The sequence below is a fragment of the Rubrilithobacter danxiaensis genome, from assembly GCF_047272945.1.
Taxonomy (GTDB): Bacteria; Bacteroidota; Bacteroidia; order Sphingobacteriales; family Sphingobacteriaceae; genus Rubrolithibacter; species Rubrolithibacter danxiaensis.
This window is the reverse complement of the sequence record NZ_JBKOPS010000001.1, coordinates 254,442-273,258: the sequence shown is the minus strand read 5'-3', so window position 1 is coordinate 273,258 and position 18,817 is coordinate 254,442. Positions and strand designations below refer to the sequence as shown.

Here is an 18,817-nt window from a genome sequence, read left to right as displayed (position 1 = left end):
TTTTTATGAACCGACTAATTTCCACTGCATTACTTACCTGTTTTTATTGCATTGCCACTGCTCAAGCTCCTGCTGAAAAGTATACGCCCACAGCAGAAAACCTGGCAGCACGAAAAGATTTTAAAGACCGGAGGTTTGGCATGTTTATTCATTGGGGCGCTTCGAGTGTACTTGGTGATGGCGAATGGGTGATGAACAACCGCAACATAAAAGTAAAAGATTACGCAAGGCTGCAGCAGATATTTAATCCGGTTCATTTTGATGCGAAGAAATGGGTTGCTGCAGCGAAAAACGGGGGTATGAAGTATATTACATTCATTACCCGCCATCACGATAGTTTTAGTAATTGGGATACAAAAGCCAGTGATTTTAAAATTACCAATACGCCGTACGGAAAGGATGTTTTTAAAGATATCGCAGAAGAGTGCCATAAGCAGGGAATAAAGTTGTTCGTTTATTATTCTCTCCTTGACTGGTCCAGGGATGATTATCCTTATGAAACAGGCAGAACCGGTAAGGGCACCGGCCGTACAGCTAAAAGCGATTATGCTCATTATCTTCAGTTTATGAAAGATCAGCTAACTGAGTTGCTTACAAACTACGGGCCGATAGCAGGCGTATGGTTCGACGGGCATTGGGATCAGACAGCGCCAGAAGGAGAAGCGGACAGAAGTTCAAGAATTGACTGGAAATATGATGAAATTTACTCTTTAATTCATCGCTTGCAGCCTCAGTGTCTTATCGGTAACAACCACCATATGACTCCTTTTGAAGGAGAAGATTTTCAAATGTTCGAACGTGATCTGCCGGGAGAAAACCGATCGGGCTTAAGCTTTCAAAAGGCAACGGAACACCTGCCTGTAGAGACGTGTGAAACCCTGAACGGCTCATGGGGCTTTAATATTACAGATACGAAATATAAATCAGTAAAAGAGGTAGTGCATCTTTTAGTAAATGCAGCAGGCCGTGATGCAAACCTGTTATTGAATATTGGTCCGCTGCCGGACGGTAGCGTTCAGCCTGAGTTTACTGACACACTTGCTGCAGTGGGTACCTGGCTTAACAAATACGGGGAAACAATTTACGGTACCAGAGGTAAGATTATTCCGCCTCAGCCCTGGGGGGTGGTAACAGCAAAGGATAAGGTTTTAAACGTACACATTCTATCAAAACCAAAACAAGCCTATGTGTTTGTTCCAGGTATAAATCAAAAAGTTACCAAAGCGGTACTGCTTAATACCAACAAATCAATTACTTTTAAACAACAGCCGGAAGGGGTGTTTATTTATCTGAAAAATGTTTCTTTTGATGATGTTGACCAGATTGTTCAATTACAAACACAATAATCTATACTAATCAATTAAAAATAATATGACGAAGCTCCTGTTCAGACTATTCTTAGTTTTTACTGCCACAATTTACACTTCAATAAACGTAAAAGCGCAAAGTTTTCCCAAACCTTCGCAACGGCAACTGGCCTGGCAGCAATTGGAAACTACTGCATTTTTACATTTTACGGTCAACACCTTTACAGGTAAAGAATGGGGAGATGGTTCGGAAAGCCCTCAAATTTTCAATCCTACAGATTTTGATGCAGATAAGATGGTGCAAACTCTGAAGGAAACAGGATTTAAAATGGCTATAATCACAGCTAAACATCACGATGGTTTTTGCCTCTGGCCTTCCCAGTACACAGAACATTCTGTAAAGAATAGTCCCTGGAAGGGCGGAAAAGGCGATGTTGTAAAAGAGATTGCTGATGCCTGCAGAAGGCACGGAATCAAGTTTGGTTTTTATCTTTCTCCCTGGGATCGCCATGAACTTTCTTATGGTACTGATGCATACAATACTTATTATAAAAATCAGCTCAAGGAACTACTCACAAATTACGGAGAAGTGTCGGAGGTATGGTTTGACGGAGCCAAAGGCGAAAACGCCAAAGCTATGCAGTATGATTTTAAGGGTTACTGGCAACTGGTAAGAACCTTGCAACCCAAGGCAGTGCTTTTTTCTGATGCTGGTCCTGATGTGCGTTGGGTAGGCAATGAAAAAGGTAATGCAGGTGAAACCTGCTGGTCAACCATTGATACTACAGGTCTTGCACCAGGCGTAGCAGATGCTTCCTATTTGAATACAGGTGACCCTAACGGAGAATCATGGATACCTGCTGAAACAGATGTATCTATTCGTCCGGGATGGTTTTATCATGAAGAGGAAGATAGCAAAGTGCGACCAGGAAAAAATATTGTTGACCTGTATTACAAATCAGTTGGAAGAAACAGCTTATTGTTGCTCAATATTCCTCCGAATAAAAAAGGATTGTTCAACGAAGAAGACATTAAAAGCCTACACGATTTCAGGGCTATTCTGAATGAAACATTTAAAGTTAATCTTGCTCAGGGTAAAACAAAATCAGCATTAACTGACAAGAAACTAAGTTCATTTATTCAATTAAGCGAGAATCAACCGTTTGTTCTAGACTTTAAAAAAGCCGTGAACTTTGACCGCATATCTATTCAGGAAAATATAGCCAACGGACAATCAATTAAGGAAGCTGTTGTAGAGTACTGGGATGGAAAGCAGTGGAAGGAGATCAGCCAGTTTACTACGGTGGGATATAAAAGGCTGCTGCGTTTCCCCTCAATAGAAACTTCTAAAGTAAGGCTAACGATATTAAAATCGAAACGTAAGGTTCAGTTAGCAGAAATAGGTTTTTATAAGGCGTCTGAAAAAGAATAAATAAGAAGGGGATAAGGTTTAACAGAAAGAAGAGGATTTTCAAATAAACCAATAATAAAAACAAAATTATTTTAGAAAGATTATTAGCAGTAAAACAAGTCTGCTATGAAATTATTCTGTGTTTCAGTCGCTGCTTATCTCGTTTTAGCTCTTTCGTCCTGTGGCGGAAATAATACTGATTCCAATGTCAAATCGCCCGGAGCAGAGAAGTCGGGAAAGGATAAAGTTCTGGAGACCGGGGCTGATCTCCTCCAGAAAAAAACGCCGCTGAGCAAGATCAATACATACCTGGATGGCTTCCATTTTTACAATGGCAACATGAATGCCCAGATGGAAGCGCATCATTATGTATCACAACTTAATGACGACCTCTATCAGGCAATAATATACGACGGGAACGGGGAGGATGCGAAAATTATGGGGATCGAGTACATTATTACTGAAAAGCTTTTTAAACAGCTACCCGAAGAAGAGAAAAAACTATGGCATAGCCATCAATACGAAGTTAAATCAGGAACACTCATTGCTCCGGGAATACCCGATGCTGCAGAACATGAGTTAATGGAAAAGTTGGTATCAACTTATGGCAAAACCATCCATACCTGGCATACCGACCAGGAAAAGGTCTTGCCCCTTGGAGCACCCATGATCATGATGGGTTTTACAAAAGACGGACAAATTCAACCACACCTGGTAGAAGAAAGAGATAAGCGCTTCAAAATAAGTACAGAAGAAACACGCAAAAAACGCCGAGATATTCCAGCGGGAAAGCCTGATGCCGGGGCTAATGCCTGGGAAAAAGGAGAAATAAGACAATTGATCATATCCTATAAAGCCGATTCTGCGCAACATAAGCATCAGGTACAATAGTTTTCGATATCTGGCGCTTTTTACATCGGCCTGCTGGAGATTAAGTTTTGTTTATTTCATTTTAAACTTGTCCTTATTTATACTTTTTCAAGATCAATTACACGTTCTATATGTATTTGCTCCAAAAAATAGTCGTCATGGGATACAACCAGAAGGGTCCCCTGGTATTCATTAATTGCGGCCGTTAATATTTCTATGTTTTGGATGTCCAGGTTATTGGTTGGTTCGTCAAGTATAAGAAGATCAGGCGATTGCTTATTTATAGTAAGGCAGCAAAGCACCAAACGCATTTTTTCTCCTCCGCTTAGCGCACTACATTTTTTCTCCCAATCTTCTTTAGTGAACAAAAAACGGTTAAGCCTGATTTTGATTTCGTGCTCCTGTAATGCAGAAACATTGAAGAGCTGGGCTTGTTCGTAAACCCTTAATTGGTTGTCAATTAACGAGTAGTCCTGGTCAATATAAGCCGCTCGGATATCGGCTCTGTAAACGGTCCCGCTCTTCGGCTCTAATTTTTTCAAGATTATTTTTATCAATGTTGTTTTTCCGGAGCCGTTAAGTCCCATCAATGCAATTCGCTCACCGCTTATGATTTGAAAAGTCAGATTTTCATTCCACAACGGTTTATTGTAATAACTAAAATTAATGCTGGTTGCTGTAAATAGTATTTTTCCTTTGTGCAATACTGAATTGTCAAAGCCGAATTTTATCTTATCAATGCCAGGCATTTCTTTTCGCAGATTTTGCAATTCCTGCGATATCCCTGAAATTTTTTCAGCATGTGCGCCCTTTATTTTCGACGTGCTGTTTTCTGCGTTGTTCCTCAACGTGTTTATCATAATTCGTGCAACACCGGCTTTTTCCTGCTTTTTCTTTCCCCGTGAGTCCAGCTTTTGTTGCCTTTCTAAAGTTTCACGTTCTTTTTCCCGAGCTTTGCGTAAAGATTTTTCTTTGCTTTTCAGGTCCTGGTCAATGGCATTTTTCTCTATCTGCTTTTGTTGCGAGTAAAAATCATAATTGCCTCCGTAGACGGTTATACCGTTTGCACTTAGCTCGTAAACTTTATCCAAAAGGTTTAATAGTTTCCTGTCGTGGCTTACAATAATCAGTGTGTCTGGAGTAGAACGGATGAAGTTGTATAATAAGCCTCTGCCTGCTGCATCTAAATGGTTGCTGGGCTCGTCGAGTAATACGAGTTCAGGCTCGTGAATTGAAATTCCTGCAAGGAAAACCCGGGTCTTTTGTCCGCCGCTTAATGTTCCCATTTTTTGGCTCAGATCCAGGTCTGTCAAAAGCCAGTAATTAAGTGCTTCTATACAACGTTCTTCAATTGTCCAGTCGTCATCCAGTGTATTGAAATTGTTTTCAGTTGCATGGCCGTCAAGAATGTCTTTCAGGGCATGTAGTTTGTCCTCAATTCGCAATAGTCAGATGATTATACTGCCCGAAAATCTGGGGTACATAATAAGATTTCCTGCTACTGTTAAATTGTCCTTGAGAAGCCGGTAACTCTCCTGCAATAATTTTAAGCAAAGTTGATTTTCCAGCACCGTTATTTCCAATCAGGGCTATCTTATCGTGTTGGTTTACACTGAAACTGATGTTGTTAAACAACAAATCCCTGTTAGGGTGGATGTATGAAATGTCTTGTAGAATAAGCATAATTTCTTCTTTAAAGAGTAAATAATCATAGAAAAGCTAGATGCCTTTTTCTATTTTATCTTTCTGAAAGAAATTATATCCTACATGGAGATGAGTTTTAGTTTGTTTACGTCTACAAATATACGATGTTTCGGTGAGTGCTTTTAATGCGTTTTTTGAAAAATCATGTCTTAGTGGTTAAAGTCTGAGGGAAGAAGCTTAAGCTATACTTTCTGCATAGTTCTTAAAATTATCCATAATGGCCTGCCATCCGCTTCTCTGCATTTCTTCCGGATGAAGGCTTTCCATTTCAAACGTTTCAATAACTTTAGTTTGATTACCCTCGTCTATAAACCTAATTGCAACTTTTCTTCCGTCGTCAATAGTATATTCAATCAACTGGTTTTCTTTGATATTAGTATAAACCCCTCCAAAATCAAAGCTGAAACTGTTATCCTTGGCAGCCATGGTGGTTTTAAATGTACCGTTGATCTTTAAATCATTCTCTGCATAAGGTGCGTGCCAGTCATTGGAGGCGTGACACCAGTTCTGAATATGTTCTGGTTCGTTCCATAATTTCCAAACCCGTGCCACCGGTGCGTTAACTGTGTTTTCTACAGTGATTGTTTTTTTGTTTTCTGATTCCATTTTATTTTAATATACTATTAATCTTTCTGACTATTACCAATACAAATATGATAGAAATTTAAAAAAACAGCCAATGGCAAATACGGCAAAGATGGGGGCATTTGCGACAAAAATAATTGTTCCATGGTATAGCAGATATTAAAATAGTTCTTTCACATTGTTTTAAAACGTTCCAACGGCAGGAATCGAAGAGATATAATTAAAAATACGATCTTTGGTGATTATTGATGAGTTTTTCTAACAATACTATTTTTTTAATGAACCGGAAATTAACTGCTGTCGCTTACTTGCTTTGTGTTGTAGTAACGTTTACAACCCAGGCACAAACTAATTTAACTAAATATGTTAACCCTTTAATTGGCTCGGCAGGACATGGCCATGTTTTTGTTGGTGCCAGTGTCCCGTTTGGAGCTGTTCAATTAGGCCCTACAAATATCTTTGAAGGCTGGGATTGGTGCAGCGGGTACAATTATGCCAGCAATACAATCGTTGGTTTTACACATACTCATCTTAGCGGTACAGGTATCGGAGATTTAAATGATATTTTAATAATGCCTGCAACCGGCAAAACTTTCCTGAATAAAGGGACTAAACAAGACTTAAATAATGGTTACCTGTCAACCTTTTCGCATACAAATGAAATCAGTAAACCGGGTTTTTACCAGGTTTTGTTGGATAAATATAAAATAAAGGCAGAGCTTACTGCGACAGAGCGGGTAGGTTTTCATCAATACACTTTCAATGAACCATCAAACAATCCTCACGTTATTATCGACCTTAATGAAGGTGCCGGATGGGATAGCCCGGTTGATACGTATATAAAATTAGCAGATGAGAAAACTATTGTTGGTTACCGCTTATCCAAAGGGTGGTCGAGCGACCAACGGGTGTATTTTGCTATAAAACTCTCTCAGGGCCTTTCATCTCTGGCGCTTTATGATAGCACTGCTGCCATTAAAGGAAAGGAGGGAAGAGGGCAACGGATGAAGGCCGTTCTTAATTTTAAGAATATAGCAGCCGGGGTTTTGAAACTGAAAGTCGGCTTGTCTCCTGTAAGCTATGAAAACGCGTTGTCAAATATTTCTGCAGAAACTCCGGGATGGGATTTTGCAATAGTAGTAAAACAAGCGGAATCAAAGTGGAATAAAGAACTTTCGAAAGTTAAGATAAACGCCTCTGAAGATATTAAGACTATTTTTTATACGGCTTTGTACCATACTATGATTGCGCCGTCAATATTTAATGATGCAAATGGCGACTACAGGGGTACTGATAAAAATGTTTATAAAAAGGCTCCGTTTACTAATTATACCACTTTTTCTTTATGGGATACCTATCGTGCTTACCACCCTTTATTTACTATCCTGCATCCTGACAAGGTGCCTGATATTATTAATACGATGCTTGCTATCTATAAACAGCAGGGGAAACTACCTGTATGGCATTTAATGGGTTCTGAAACCAATACCATGCTCGGGTATCATGCTGTTCCGATCATTGTGGATGCTTATTTAAAAGGTTTCAGAGGTTTTGATGTGGATTTGGCCTATGACGCTATCAGGCATTCGGCTATGCAGAAAACAGAAGGTATAGACTATGTACAAAAACTTCAATACATACCCGCTGATACCATTCTGGAAACTGTTGCCAAGGGGCTCGAATATGCTATCGATGATTGGTGTATCGCTCAAATGGCAAAATCATTAAATAAAACAGATGATTATAACTATTTCAGTAAGCGGGCGAAGCTGTATAAAGAATATTTTGATAAACAAACAGGGTTTATGCGGGGTAAATTAAAGGACGGAAGCTGGAGAACTCCTTTTGATCCGGTAGCATCCAAACACCGGGAAGACGATTATGCAGAAGGAAATGCCTGGCAATACACATGGCTTGTTCCTCACGACGTAAACGGCCTGATCGATTTATTTGGAAGTAAGCAGGCTTTTGCATCGAAACTTGATTCTCTTTTTCTTGCAGAGTCGGCTCGTAGCGATTCCGGCTCTCCGGATATTACCGGTTTAATCGGACAGTATGCACAGGGAAATGAACCGGGACATCATACAGTATATCTATATGCTTTTGCTGATCAGCAATGGAAAACCGCTGAACGTGTGAGGCAAATAGCAAACTCTTTCTATACCTCCAGGCCTGATGGCCTGTGCGGAAACGAAGATGTGGGGCAAATGTCTGCCTGGTATGTTTTTTCAGCACTTGGATTTTATCCTGTAAATCCGGCAAATGGTACCTATGTATTCGGTTCGCCACTTATAAATGAGGCAACTATTCAGGTTGGAAAGAAAAACCTGCATGTTGAAATTCAAAACAATACAAGTGAAAATAAATATATCAGCGCTGTTTACTTAAACGGTGTTGAGTATAACAAACCTTTTATAAAACACGAAGACATTGTTAAAGGCGGAGAGCTTCTTATTCGCATGAGTAACAAACCCTCGCCCAATTGGGGAGTATCTGCATCTGCAGATTTGCCAGCAATATCAGATAATTGATTAGTGACGGATATTCTCATTCACTGCAAAATGTTTCGAATAAAAAAGCCGTCTGCATTTAGGAGACGGCTTCTTCAATATATTAACTATTTCAGTTACATTAATTCCGGTTCAAATTCGTATTCTTTTACCTCATGGTGCTCATAGGGTTCTTCCATCAGTTCTTCAATGGATTTTTCTTTGTTCTTCCCTCTGAATTTTTCAATTAAACGGTCGAAGATCTGATACATAACCGGTACAATAACCAGCGTTAAGAACAGCGAACTGATCAGACCACCAATAATTACCCATGCCAGCCCGTTCTTCCATTCTGCACCTGCTCCGGAAGCTATTGCAATCGGAAGCATACCGATAACCATTGCAATGGTTGTCATCAAAATCGGGCGAAGACGTGCGTGATTGGCGAGTATAAGGGCTTCATATGTACTCTTACCTTCTTTTTTCATCTGGTTTGTAAAGTCAACAATAATGATCGCATTTTTCGCTACCAGCCCTATAAGCATAATCAAACCAAGGATTGTAAAGATATTCAGTGAATTGTTCGTTAGCCCAAGCGCTAACAAAGCACCTATAATTGACAGCGGGATAGAGAACATCACCACAAACGGATAAATAAAGCTATCGTATAAGGCAACCATAATCAGATACACCAGGATGATAGAGGCAAGCAAGGCGACACCCAAAGTTCCAAAACCTTCACTTTGATTTTCCATATCACCTCCCCATACAAGGCTTACTCCTGCAGGCTTTTCAAGTTTATCCAGCTTTTGCTGAAAATCTGATACAATTGTTCCGGTCGGGCGTCCTACAGACTGTGCCTGAACAGAAACAGCAGTACTTTTATCTCGGCGTTGCAACTGGCTTGGGCCCGAAGATTCTGTAACTGCAGCAAATTGAGATAGACGGATCTGCTGACCGGCATTATTTACAAACATGAGGTTTCTTACATCGTCAATATTTCGGCGGTTAAAGCTTTGATACCGTATGTTGATATCATACTCATACTCACCCTGGCGAAATTTACCGTCTGTATTACCGCTAAATGCTGTCTGCATGGTTCCGCCAACGGTTTGAAGATTTAAACCCAAGGCGGCCATTTTATCACGGTCAACCTGAACCCGGATTTCCGGATTGCCTGCTTCAACAGAAAGCTTGGTTTCCGCCGCACCCGGTACAGTCATCAGCTCTTTCCGGGCAGTTTCGGCAAATTTCATTACGCTGTCAAGGTCAGAACCTACTACAATCAATTCGATAGGAGCACGCTCTGCCGTACCTAAAATACTTACAGGAACTGTTTTTACCTTTGCTCCAACCAATAACTTCTTAAGTTCAGCGCCAACTTTAGCTGCATACACTGTCGCGTCGTGTTCCCGATCTTTTTTCTCTACCAGTTTTACGTTAATTTCCGCTGCGTATGCTGTTGCCTGTGAGCCGCCCATGCCTTCGCTTGACTGGCCTACGGAAGTAATCAGGGAAGTTACCTCCGGTTTTTTGGATAGAAACTCTTCGGCCTTGCGGGTTATCTGGTTTGTCTGTTCCACCGATGCATCTTTCGGCAGTTCAATCTGAACGATAAACTCACCCCTGTCACTTTTTGGGAAAAACTCTGCTCCGATGTATCCGGCACCGAGCAAGAAGAAAGAGGCAATAAGTAAAAGGAACGTAACACCTAATGTGGTTTTTTTATGAGCAAGTGACCATTTTAAAACTGAGGTTACCCAATCGGTAAAACGGTGAAGCTGTTTTTCAAATCCTAAAATTATTTTTCCAAAGAAACTTTTTCCTGTTATGCGTTCTAACTTTCCAAACCTGGATGACAGAAGAGGTACAATGGTAAAGGATGCGAGCAACGAAAGCAGTGTAGAGATAATAACAACTACACAGAACTCTCTAAGAATATTTGATACCAAACCTGTGCTGATTGCAATAGGGAAAAATACGACCACAATTACCAGCGTAATGGATGTTACAGTTCCACCTATCTCTTTGGTAGCATCGAATGCTGCACGTACGCGGTTTTTGCCCATTTCCATGTGGCGGTATATGTTTTCAAGAACCACAATCGCGTCGTCTACGAGGATACCTACAACAAGCGACAGCCCAAGTAACGACATCAGGTTTAAAGAGAAACCAAAAAGCTTCATCCCGATAAAGGTTGCAATTAAGGATGCCGGAATGGAAACCATTACAATTACCGCATTTCTTAAACTATGGAGGAAGAATAGCATAACAAATGCCACCAGTATAACCGCAAGAATTAAGTCGTGGATTACGGCATCTGCAGATTCTAAGGTAAATACCGAACTGTCGCTTGCTATATTTACTTTTAATCCATTTTTCGCGTAATCGGTTTGAACCTTATCTACAATTTTACGAACCCCTTCGCTTACAGCCACCGCGTTCGCATCCGATTGCTTAAGCACTTGTAAGGCAATTGCACTTTTACGATCTACACGTGCTATTTTTTCAACGTCTTTTTGAGTATCCTGAACATCGGCGATATCACCAAGGCGAACTTGTGCACCTTCTTTTGTAGTAGTAATAACAAGGTTTCTGAGGTCTTGCACAGATTGGTATTTTCCTGCCAGCCGAATCAGAATATCCTGGTCTTCTGTTTTAACACTACCAGTAGGAAAATCCAGATTTGAACTTAAAATAGCTTGTTGTACCTGTAAAAGCGACAGGCCGTAACCTTCCAGTTTATCAGCATTAATACCCACCTGTATTTCACGTTCCTGGCCGCCAATCAGGTTTACCTGTGCAACTCCGGGCACCCGTGAAACTATCGGAGCAATTCGTTTATCTATCAGATCGTAAAATTCCGCATCGTCCATATTTGCCGAAGCAGACATGGTAATGATTGGAAGGTCATCTAACGAGAATTTATTTAAAGCCGGTGATTGTATATCTTCCGGAAGTTCTCCTAATACGGCGTTCACCTTACGTTGCGCATCGTTCAATGCCTTATCTACATCCGCATTATCATTTAAGGTAATGGTAATAACGGATAAACTTTCGTACGATCTGGAATCAATTTTTTTAATATTTTCCATTGAGGATACCGCATCCTCAAGCTCCTTTGTTACGGTATTTTCAACCTCACTGGGCGAAGCACCCGGATATACGGTAGCTACTGATACTACTGCAGGAGAAAATTTGGGCAATAACTCGTAATTCAACGAGAAATAGCTTAATAGCCCCATCAGTGTGAGTACAGTAAATACAACTATTACCAGTGTAGGTCGTTTTATTGATACTTCTGTGATTTTCATTTTATTTTTGTTATTAGCTTTCGGCCGTTAGCCGTCAGCTTTTATACTTTATTTATGAATGCGTTTTGCCCTTAGCTATCAGCTATTTAATAGGAGATACATTCGTTCCGTCAACCAGGTTAATTTGTCCGCTGATAATTACCGTTTCACCTTCCTTAAGTCCTTCTAATATTTCAACCCGGTCTCCAAAAACCCGGCCGGCAACTACTTTACGTTCGCGTGCAATATTTCCGTTCTCTAAAACAAATATTTTATTGCTGCTTACACTTCCAACAAAAGCGGTTCGTGGGACAGTAATTGCAGGAGCCTGCTCCGGAAATTCAAAAATTGCCGTTCCGTACATTCCCGCTTTTAATTGATTATCTGCATTGTTTGATAATTCAATTTCTACCGGGAAATTCAAGGTATTATCAGCCAATGGAGCGATAAAACTTACTTTTCCTTTAAAGTTCTTATCCGGAAAAACATTGGATTTAATTCTAACCTTGTCTCCAACTTTTAAGTTAGCCACCTGTGTTTCGTTAACGGTAACAGCCAGTTTTAACCTCGATACATCTACCAGCTGAAATAATTGAGTGCCGGGAGAAACATAAGCACCTTGTTCTATAAATCTTTTGTTTACAACCCCGTTGAAAGGAGCTTTAATATTAGCATCTCCGGTTTTAATTTTTGCTTGCTGCAATCGGGTTAAGGCATTTCTGGTATTTAATTTTGCCTGATCTAACTGCTGTTGTGTAACGCCGCCTGTTTGAAAAGAACTTTCATAACGTTCCTGGTCTTTAAGAGCTGTCTGATAGGCAGCCTGTGCAGCCTGAAGGTCTGCAGTTAAAGTTTCAGCATCTATGGTTGCAAGAACCTGTCCTTTGTTAACTCTGCTGCCTTCATCAACAAATATTTTTGTTATACGGCCAGAATTCTCTGCAGTAAATGTTAACTGTTGCGCTGCCTGAAAATTTCCGTTTACACTAAAATCTAGATCAACCGGCGTTTTTTTGATAGCAGCAATCCGGACAGTAACATCTCCGGTTGCCCCTTTTGCTACTATTTCCGTTTTAGCCTGATTTTTCTTCTTATTATTTGATAAAACCCAACCAATTAATGCAATAACTGCAATAATAGATACTGTGGTTAGTATGCTCTTTTTCATGTGATTAATCTAAAAGTGATTTGATATTTCCGTTTGATTTTATTAATTGTATTTCTGCAACCCTGTAGTTGAGTAAAGCCTGATTGTAGCTATTCTTTGCCTCTGTAAGAGAGTTTTCAGCATCCAGCAAATCTGTTAATGACGCCAGGCCGTTTTTATAATTGTTTTGCGTACTGCTGTAAACTTCTTCTGCCAGGCGTACATTTTCTTTTTGTGAATTGATAGTATTGATGCTGTTCCTGATCTGTAATTGAGCATTGTCATAGGCCAGGTTCAATGCCTGGGAAGTGTTTTTTAAATCTTCTTTCGCTTTTTGAAGTTCTACATCAGCTTGTTTTACACGTGACTTCCGGGCGTTTCCATCAAAAAGAGGTATTCGCAGGCTTAATCCTATAGTGGCGGCGTCATTCCAGTTAGCGGTTGAATTACGTTTAAATAAATCTAGCTTATTGCTTAATCCGCTGTATAAATAACTGCTGGTTAAAGACAAGGAAGGAAAATATTCTGCCTGATAAGCTTTCTTTTGAAGATTTAGCAATTGCTCCTGTTTCTGAATTAACTGGTACTCGGTTAATTCGTCAACATTCAGAGTTTCAGAAAGCATGTTGGCATCGGTAGTTATTTGGGTAACTGCAGCTTCGGGAATTTCAATTATAGTATTAATGGGCATTCCCATGTAATACTTTAACGCGTTTTCCTGCTGTGTTACTCCGTTTGCCAGTTGCTGGCGCTCGTTTCTCAGATTCGTTAAATTAACTCTCACCCGGTCAAGGTCTATTTTTCGTGCCAATCCGTTTTTATATTGAGTTCCAACTGTTTTTTCAATGCGTACCAATGAATTGATATTGGTATCAATGACTGCCAGGTTCTGGCGGTTAATCAGTATCTGATAGTAGGCAGCGGCTATCTGCTGTAAAAGATTTTCTTCAGTAAGCGAGGCGTTCAGGTTATAAAAGTCCTCACCAACTTTTGCTGCCTTTAATCCGGTAAACACCGACTGGTTAAATAACTGCTGACTCAATTGTACAGAAGCGTTCGCATTCCATTGCTGCCCGAAAGGGACAAGGATTATTTCATCCGGTTTACCCTGAAAGATGTTTGGAATTGCGCTTTTTTGAATGATAAGATTGTCGGTTAAACTTGCACTTCCGTTAATTTGGGGAAGAGCCTGAGCTTTTATCTCACTTGTTTTATACTTTCCACCTTCAATATCCAACCGGGCTTTTCTTACATTCTGGTTGTTTTCGAGTGCGTATTTTAAGGCATCTTTTAAGCTTAACTGAACAGTTTGCGCCTTCGATATTGCAGTTGATAAGGAGAGGGCAAAAAGCATTAGTATTACTTTTATTGGTTTCATTTTTATTATGTTCATTTATAATTCGTATTTAAATAGTTTGATATTAACTGCTGGCCCTTTGGAGAAGTGATAGCATGCAGATACAATTCTGTTAGTTGAGCTGTTACTGTTCTGTACTCAAATTCAGGTGCAGGAAAATCTTGTTGATTAAAGGCAGAGCTTAATTGCACCAATCGCATTTGTGCAGTTATTTTAATGTTTAAATCCCTGCGGTACAATCCTTCTGTAATACCCCGATCCAGGTTGCGGAATATTCCTGTTAATATACAATCGTGCTTGTGCCCGTTAATTAATTGCCATATTTCAGGAAAGTATTTTTGCACGTCGTAAAATATACCGGGAGTAATTGCATTAAAAATGTCATACAATGCTTCCGTTTGCAAAACCACTTCATGTACGGCATTTTCTGCGGCAGCGGCAGAGTTTATTATTTTATCGCTATGCTGATAAATAAGCCCTGTTATTGCTTTGGTAACTATTTCATTTTTATCCCGGAAGAATTGATAAATGGTTTTTTTCGACACGCCCATTTGTTTGGCAATGTCTTCCATTGTCACGCTTCTTATACCGTATAAGAAAAACAGTTCTTTCGCTTTACTTAATATCCGTTCTTCCATCAGCCTTATTTTTTAATTCCATTTAAGAAGATTCGGGCAACGTCCTTTTGCTTGTTTAATAATTCTTCAAAGGATGTTTTATCCGGAAAGGGAAGCTGTTCGATTCGCATAGACACCCGTAATCCCATCAGGGTATCTAAAAGCAATGCAGCCGTTTTTTCAGCATCCATTTTTTTAATCTGCCCGTTCTCCATTCCTCTCCGAAAACTTTCAGCAACTATAGATACTTCCCTTTGTCTTGTTTGCTTCATTATCAGAATTAGCCCGGGGTCTTTCAGGTAAGCATCTGAATATTCTTCTCCCATATGCAGCATAAAATAGTTCTGGAAAAATTCTCTTCTGATATTCAGAAGTTTTATAAGCGCTTCTTCTGTATCCGGATATTGTAAAAAGGCATTCTCTACATCCTTTAAATATTCGCTTATAATTTTTTCGGCAACAGCTATTATGACACTTTGCTTGTCAGGGAAGTAGTAATAAAGGGCTGGCTTTGAGACGGATAAATCCTCTGCTATCTCAGCCATTGTGGTCTTATTAATTCCAAAATGAGAAAAACGTTTAATCGCCCCTTCTATAATCGATTCTCTTTTTCTATCAGTTTCTGTCATTTTTACTTTCTGACTTTTTAAATTAATTAGTCAAATGTACAGCAAAAAAATGACCATACTATTTAAAAAGCACAATCAGGTAATGAATTAAGAAGAGATTACTTTACGATGACGAAGGTTTATTTGGTAAGGCCTTTTAAGAAGATAACTGCGAGTTGTTTTTCTTTAAGAAGTATTTGCTCAAACTGGTCTTTGTCGGGATAAAAGCTTTTAGAAGCACCAAAATGATTTAAGCGCATCCCAGCTAATGCATCCAGCAGGATTTCTGCTGTTAACGCGGGATTTACAACATTAAATTCTCCTACAGAATTACCTCTTTCTATAATGGATGCAATAGAAGCTACTTCAGAACTTCTGGAATTTTTAAAGATTGTCACTAATTCTGCTGGCAGTTCGGCTCCTACAGAAATGGCAAATTCTATCAGGTAAAAATACTTTCGTACAAATTCCTGCCTCTTATCAAGATAGAAAAGAATGGCATCGTGACTGGAGGATTGTTTGCTTAAGCCTTCCTGCATTTCTTTTTCTATCCGGCGGATGATAGTATCCATTACAGCAGAAAAAAGACTGATTTTATCAGGAAAATAATAATATAGCAGGGCTTTGGAAAAGGAGATATCTGCAGCAATCTCACTCATTGTTGTTTTATTTAAACCAAAATGAGCGAATCTTTTAAGAGCCGCTTCAATAATCAGTTCGCGTTTTTTATCCTGATTTTCCATTTCGTTCAAAAATAACAGAACTTTTATTAATAGAGATACAAAAATATAAGTACGAAATAAGGGCCGGAAAACCGGCCCTTAGGTTAGTTAGTTAATATAAAAGAGAGTTTAATTTCGATTTTGTTATTCGTTTGCTACAGTTAAAGTATTGCTTGATCTTCCTGTTAAGTTAAACCCTTTCAGCTTTATTGTTCCCTTAGTTTTGATTGGATTCTTATACAGCGGGCTGTTACTGTTTGGTTCTGAGCCATCTGTAGTGTAGCGAATGGAAAATTCAGGAAATTGGATATTTGCCTCTACCTGTCCGTTTTTTATAACAGCTCCCGGAGCAGGTATCCTGTAATTAAATCCACCGGCATATTGGTCAAGACGTGGTAACTCCCTCTTTCCTGTAACATTAATAAACTCAGACCATGCAGCCTGATATAATTTTTCACTTTTTGATGGATCATTTTCCTTTGCCCATTCGGGTTGTTTAGCCCATGCACGTTCTGCGAGACCAAGGAATTTGGGTAACAGCATGTATTCTAATCTTTCAGGGCTTCGTATATTTTCGCTCCATAATGCTCCCTGTAAACCAACAATGTTTGATTTTCCAAACTCGGTTAATTGTTCGTTCCCTTTAATTATTGCCTTATTAATTGGATTTCCATTATTGTCTTTAAGATTTTTAAGATAATTAAACGGAATAAAATAGAAGGGCTTATCAATATCAACATAGCCTCCCCAAAATAATCCGGGCTCATTAAAAGACTGGTTATAGGCAAGGTCGAAATACAGGTTAGTTACATTAGCAAGAACTACTTTTATTCCTTTATTTGCCATCCTGTATGCTAAATCTTCCGCTCCGGATCCCGGCAAATTGTTCCATACATCTACCTGGATGTTTTTCTTTGCCAGCTCCGTATTTGGTTGCCACACAGCTTTTCCGTTTACAAAAGTTTTTACCAATCCGGCCTCTTCCCAGCCATATAAGTACAGGTTTCTGCTATTTAAAATGTCGCTTATTCGCCCGAAATAATAGGCCCACAAATCATTCGTGCTCTTTAATTCAGGATTCTTAGCTAATAAAGTATTTACTGCAGGCGAATTTTCCCATACTCCTTTTGGTACTTCATCGCCGCCAAAATGAATTGTTTCCAGCGGGGCATCCGCTTCAGCATACATTTTTCTTATTTCATCCACCACTGTTTCCATAAACGTGTAAACTGAAGGCATGGCAACATTAATGACATTGTCATCCCATCCCTGAACTGACCTGTATTTCGACTTATCCTGCGGATCGCGTAAAAGATATTTCCTTGCTTCTTCTTCCTGTCCTGCCTTATGTAATCTTTCATAGCGTGCATCCATCGCTTTAATAGCTGCTCTGGCATGCCCTGGTGATTCAATTTCAGGAATTACCTTGATATGGCGTGCATTGGCATATTTAAGAATCTCAATAAATTCTGATTTGCTATAAAAGCCTGTACCGCTATTTACAGCTTCGGCACCCGAGCCAAAAGAAGACTGAAGATAATTTTTACTGTCAAGCGTTGGCGCTCTTTTTGAACCTACACTGGTAAGTTCAGGCAATGCAGGTATTTCTAATCTCCATCCTTCGTCTTCACTGAAATGAAAATGAAACACGTTAAGTTTATACAATGCCATTAAATCCAGAAGTTTTAAAATCTCGGCTTTTGAATGAAAGTTTCGTCCAACATCAAGCATAAAAGCTCTGTGAGGAAATCGCGGAGCATCACTCACCTCCACGCTCTGAATTGAAATGGATTTGCCATTGTTTTTTGCCGATGGAGAAACGAGGGTTTTCAATGATTGAATACCATAAAATGCGCCGGCTGGTGCAGAAGCTGAAATGGTAATTTTTTGTTGGTTTACAGATAGTTTGTATGCTTCGGGATCTAAACCTGTTACTTTTACAATTTCTATCGTTTTTTTACCTCCTTTAGTTGAAGCAGGTTGTTTCCCCGTTAGTTGGGTAATATAAGTGACCAATGCTTCACCTTCGTTTTTGAAGGCTGTTTCTGCTGAAACGGTTACTGTAGTATCAAGTATGAATTTTTCTGAGCTTTCTTTATAGCTTACCGGTGTTGGAAATATTTTAACAAGCTTTTCGACTGGTATATTTACTATTTCTTTATTCTGATTATAGATTCTGTTGGCAACAAGGAGATCATTTTTTTCGGTGTTGACCAAATTTCCAACCGAAACATTTAATGGATATCCTTTTTCAGTTTCGTTATCGAAACTTAAATAAAATGCAACCGGAAACTCTGTTATATTCCGGATTGGTCCACCGTATATTTCTATCTTTTTGGTTTCTCCGGGTTGTAAAGTACCAAATTTGGAGCCGGGAGCAAGCGATTGCAGATCGCCGTTTACGTGCTTTACTTTTGCTTCTGTGGTATCGGCAGACTTTAGAAAGCCCGAATTAAAATAAATTGTCCAGCCCTGTGCCGGAAAAGCTTTGCTGCCATTGTTTATAAAGGTAAAGGTAGCCCGTGATCGTCCTCCCTTCAAACCTGTATCAACTATTTCCCACTTTAAGTTTAACCCTTTTAAATCTACCTCAGTGATCTGCTGTGAATAGGAAGCCAGATTTAGCTGGAAAAGGAATAAAAAAGCTATTATAAGTTGTTTCATTCTGTTAAGATTTGGTTTATGTTAGTTAGTTTAATAGGAAAAT

General features: G+C 39.4%; 12 protein-coding genes and 1 pseudogene. 4 read left to right on the top strand and 9 right to left on the bottom strand.

The window, feature by feature from the left end; genetic code table 11:
- Nucleotides 1-5: 5 nt before the first annotated feature.
- The 3 genes from ACLCDL_RS01140 to ACLCDL_RS01130 all read left to right on the top strand — a co-directional run bounded on the left by ACLCDL_RS01140 (nt 6) and on the right by ACLCDL_RS01130 (nt 3,609).
- Nucleotides 6-1,346, top strand: a complete 1,341-nt coding sequence (locus ACLCDL_RS01140) for an alpha-L-fucosidase (RefSeq protein WP_423146152.1) — start codon at nt 6-8, stop codon at nt 1,344-1,346.
- 25 nt (nt 1,347-1,371) lie between these two features.
- A complete protein-coding gene (locus ACLCDL_RS01135) occupies nt 1,372-2,739 on the top strand; it encodes an alpha-L-fucosidase (RefSeq protein ID WP_423146151.1) in 1,368 nt (455 codons plus the stop codon).
- A 105-nt stretch (nt 2,740-2,844) separates the two neighbouring features.
- A complete protein-coding gene (locus ACLCDL_RS01130; protein WP_423146150.1) occupies nt 2,845-3,609 on the top strand; it encodes an OBAP family protein in 765 nt (254 codons plus the stop codon).
- A 77-nt stretch (nt 3,610-3,686) separates the two neighbouring features.
- On the opposite strand, the pseudogene abc-f reads toward ACLCDL_RS01130, so the two are convergent.
- A pseudogene (abc-f, locus tag ACLCDL_RS01125) lies at nt 3,687-5,271 on the bottom strand (ribosomal protection-like ABC-F family protein).
- 198 nt (nt 5,272-5,469) lie between these two features.
- Entirely contained in the window at nt 5,470-5,898 is a 429-nt protein-coding gene (locus tag ACLCDL_RS01115) for an SRPBCC family protein (protein ID WP_423146147.1), read from the bottom strand.
- 257 nt (nt 5,899-6,155) lie between these two features.
- Here ACLCDL_RS01115 and ACLCDL_RS01110 point away from each other — a divergent pair, with 257 nt between their 5' ends.
- On the top strand, nt 6,156-8,408 hold the full coding sequence (locus ACLCDL_RS01110; protein ID WP_423146146.1) for a GH92 family glycosyl hydrolase: 2,253 nt from the start codon (nt 6,156-6,158) through the stop codon (nt 8,406-8,408).
- 95 nt (nt 8,409-8,503) lie between these two features.
- Here the strand turns inward: ACLCDL_RS01110 and ACLCDL_RS01105 are convergent, their stop codons facing one another.
- From ACLCDL_RS01105 to ACLCDL_RS01075, 7 genes are all read right to left on the bottom strand, one after another.
- Entirely contained in the window at nt 8,504-11,680 is a 3,177-nt protein-coding gene (locus ACLCDL_RS01105) for an efflux RND transporter permease subunit (protein WP_423146145.1), read from the bottom strand.
- 82 nt (nt 11,681-11,762) lie between these two features.
- A complete protein-coding gene (locus ACLCDL_RS01100; protein ID WP_423146144.1) occupies nt 11,763-12,827 on the bottom strand; it encodes an efflux RND transporter periplasmic adaptor subunit in 1,065 nt (354 codons plus the stop codon).
- 4 nt (nt 12,828-12,831) lie between these two features.
- Nucleotides 12,832-14,199: a TolC family protein gene (locus ACLCDL_RS01095; protein ID WP_423146143.1), complete on the bottom strand. Its 1,368-nt coding sequence runs from the start codon at nt 14,197-14,199 to the stop codon at nt 12,832-12,834.
- Nucleotides 14,196-14,801: a TetR/AcrR family transcriptional regulator gene (locus ACLCDL_RS01090; RefSeq protein ID WP_423146142.1), complete on the bottom strand. Its 606-nt coding sequence runs from the start codon at nt 14,799-14,801 to the stop codon at nt 14,196-14,198. Before ACLCDL_RS01090 ends, ACLCDL_RS01095 begins: the two co-directional genes overlap by 4 nt.
- Before the next feature lie 5 nt (nt 14,802-14,806).
- The gene (locus ACLCDL_RS01085) at nt 14,807-15,409 is read right to left on the bottom strand and encodes a TetR/AcrR family transcriptional regulator (protein WP_423146141.1); all 603 of its coding nucleotides are present in this window, start codon (nt 15,407-15,409) and stop codon (nt 14,807-14,809) included.
- Between the two features lie 119 nt (nt 15,410-15,528).
- The gene (locus ACLCDL_RS01080; protein ID WP_423146140.1) at nt 15,529-16,131 is read right to left on the bottom strand and encodes a TetR/AcrR family transcriptional regulator; all 603 of its coding nucleotides are present in this window, start codon (nt 16,129-16,131) and stop codon (nt 15,529-15,531) included.
- Between the two features lie 123 nt (nt 16,132-16,254).
- Nucleotides 16,255-18,774: a family 20 glycosylhydrolase gene (locus tag ACLCDL_RS01075; RefSeq protein WP_423146139.1), complete on the bottom strand. Its 2,520-nt coding sequence runs from the start codon at nt 18,772-18,774 to the stop codon at nt 16,255-16,257.
- Nucleotides 18,775-18,817 lie beyond the last annotated feature (43 nt).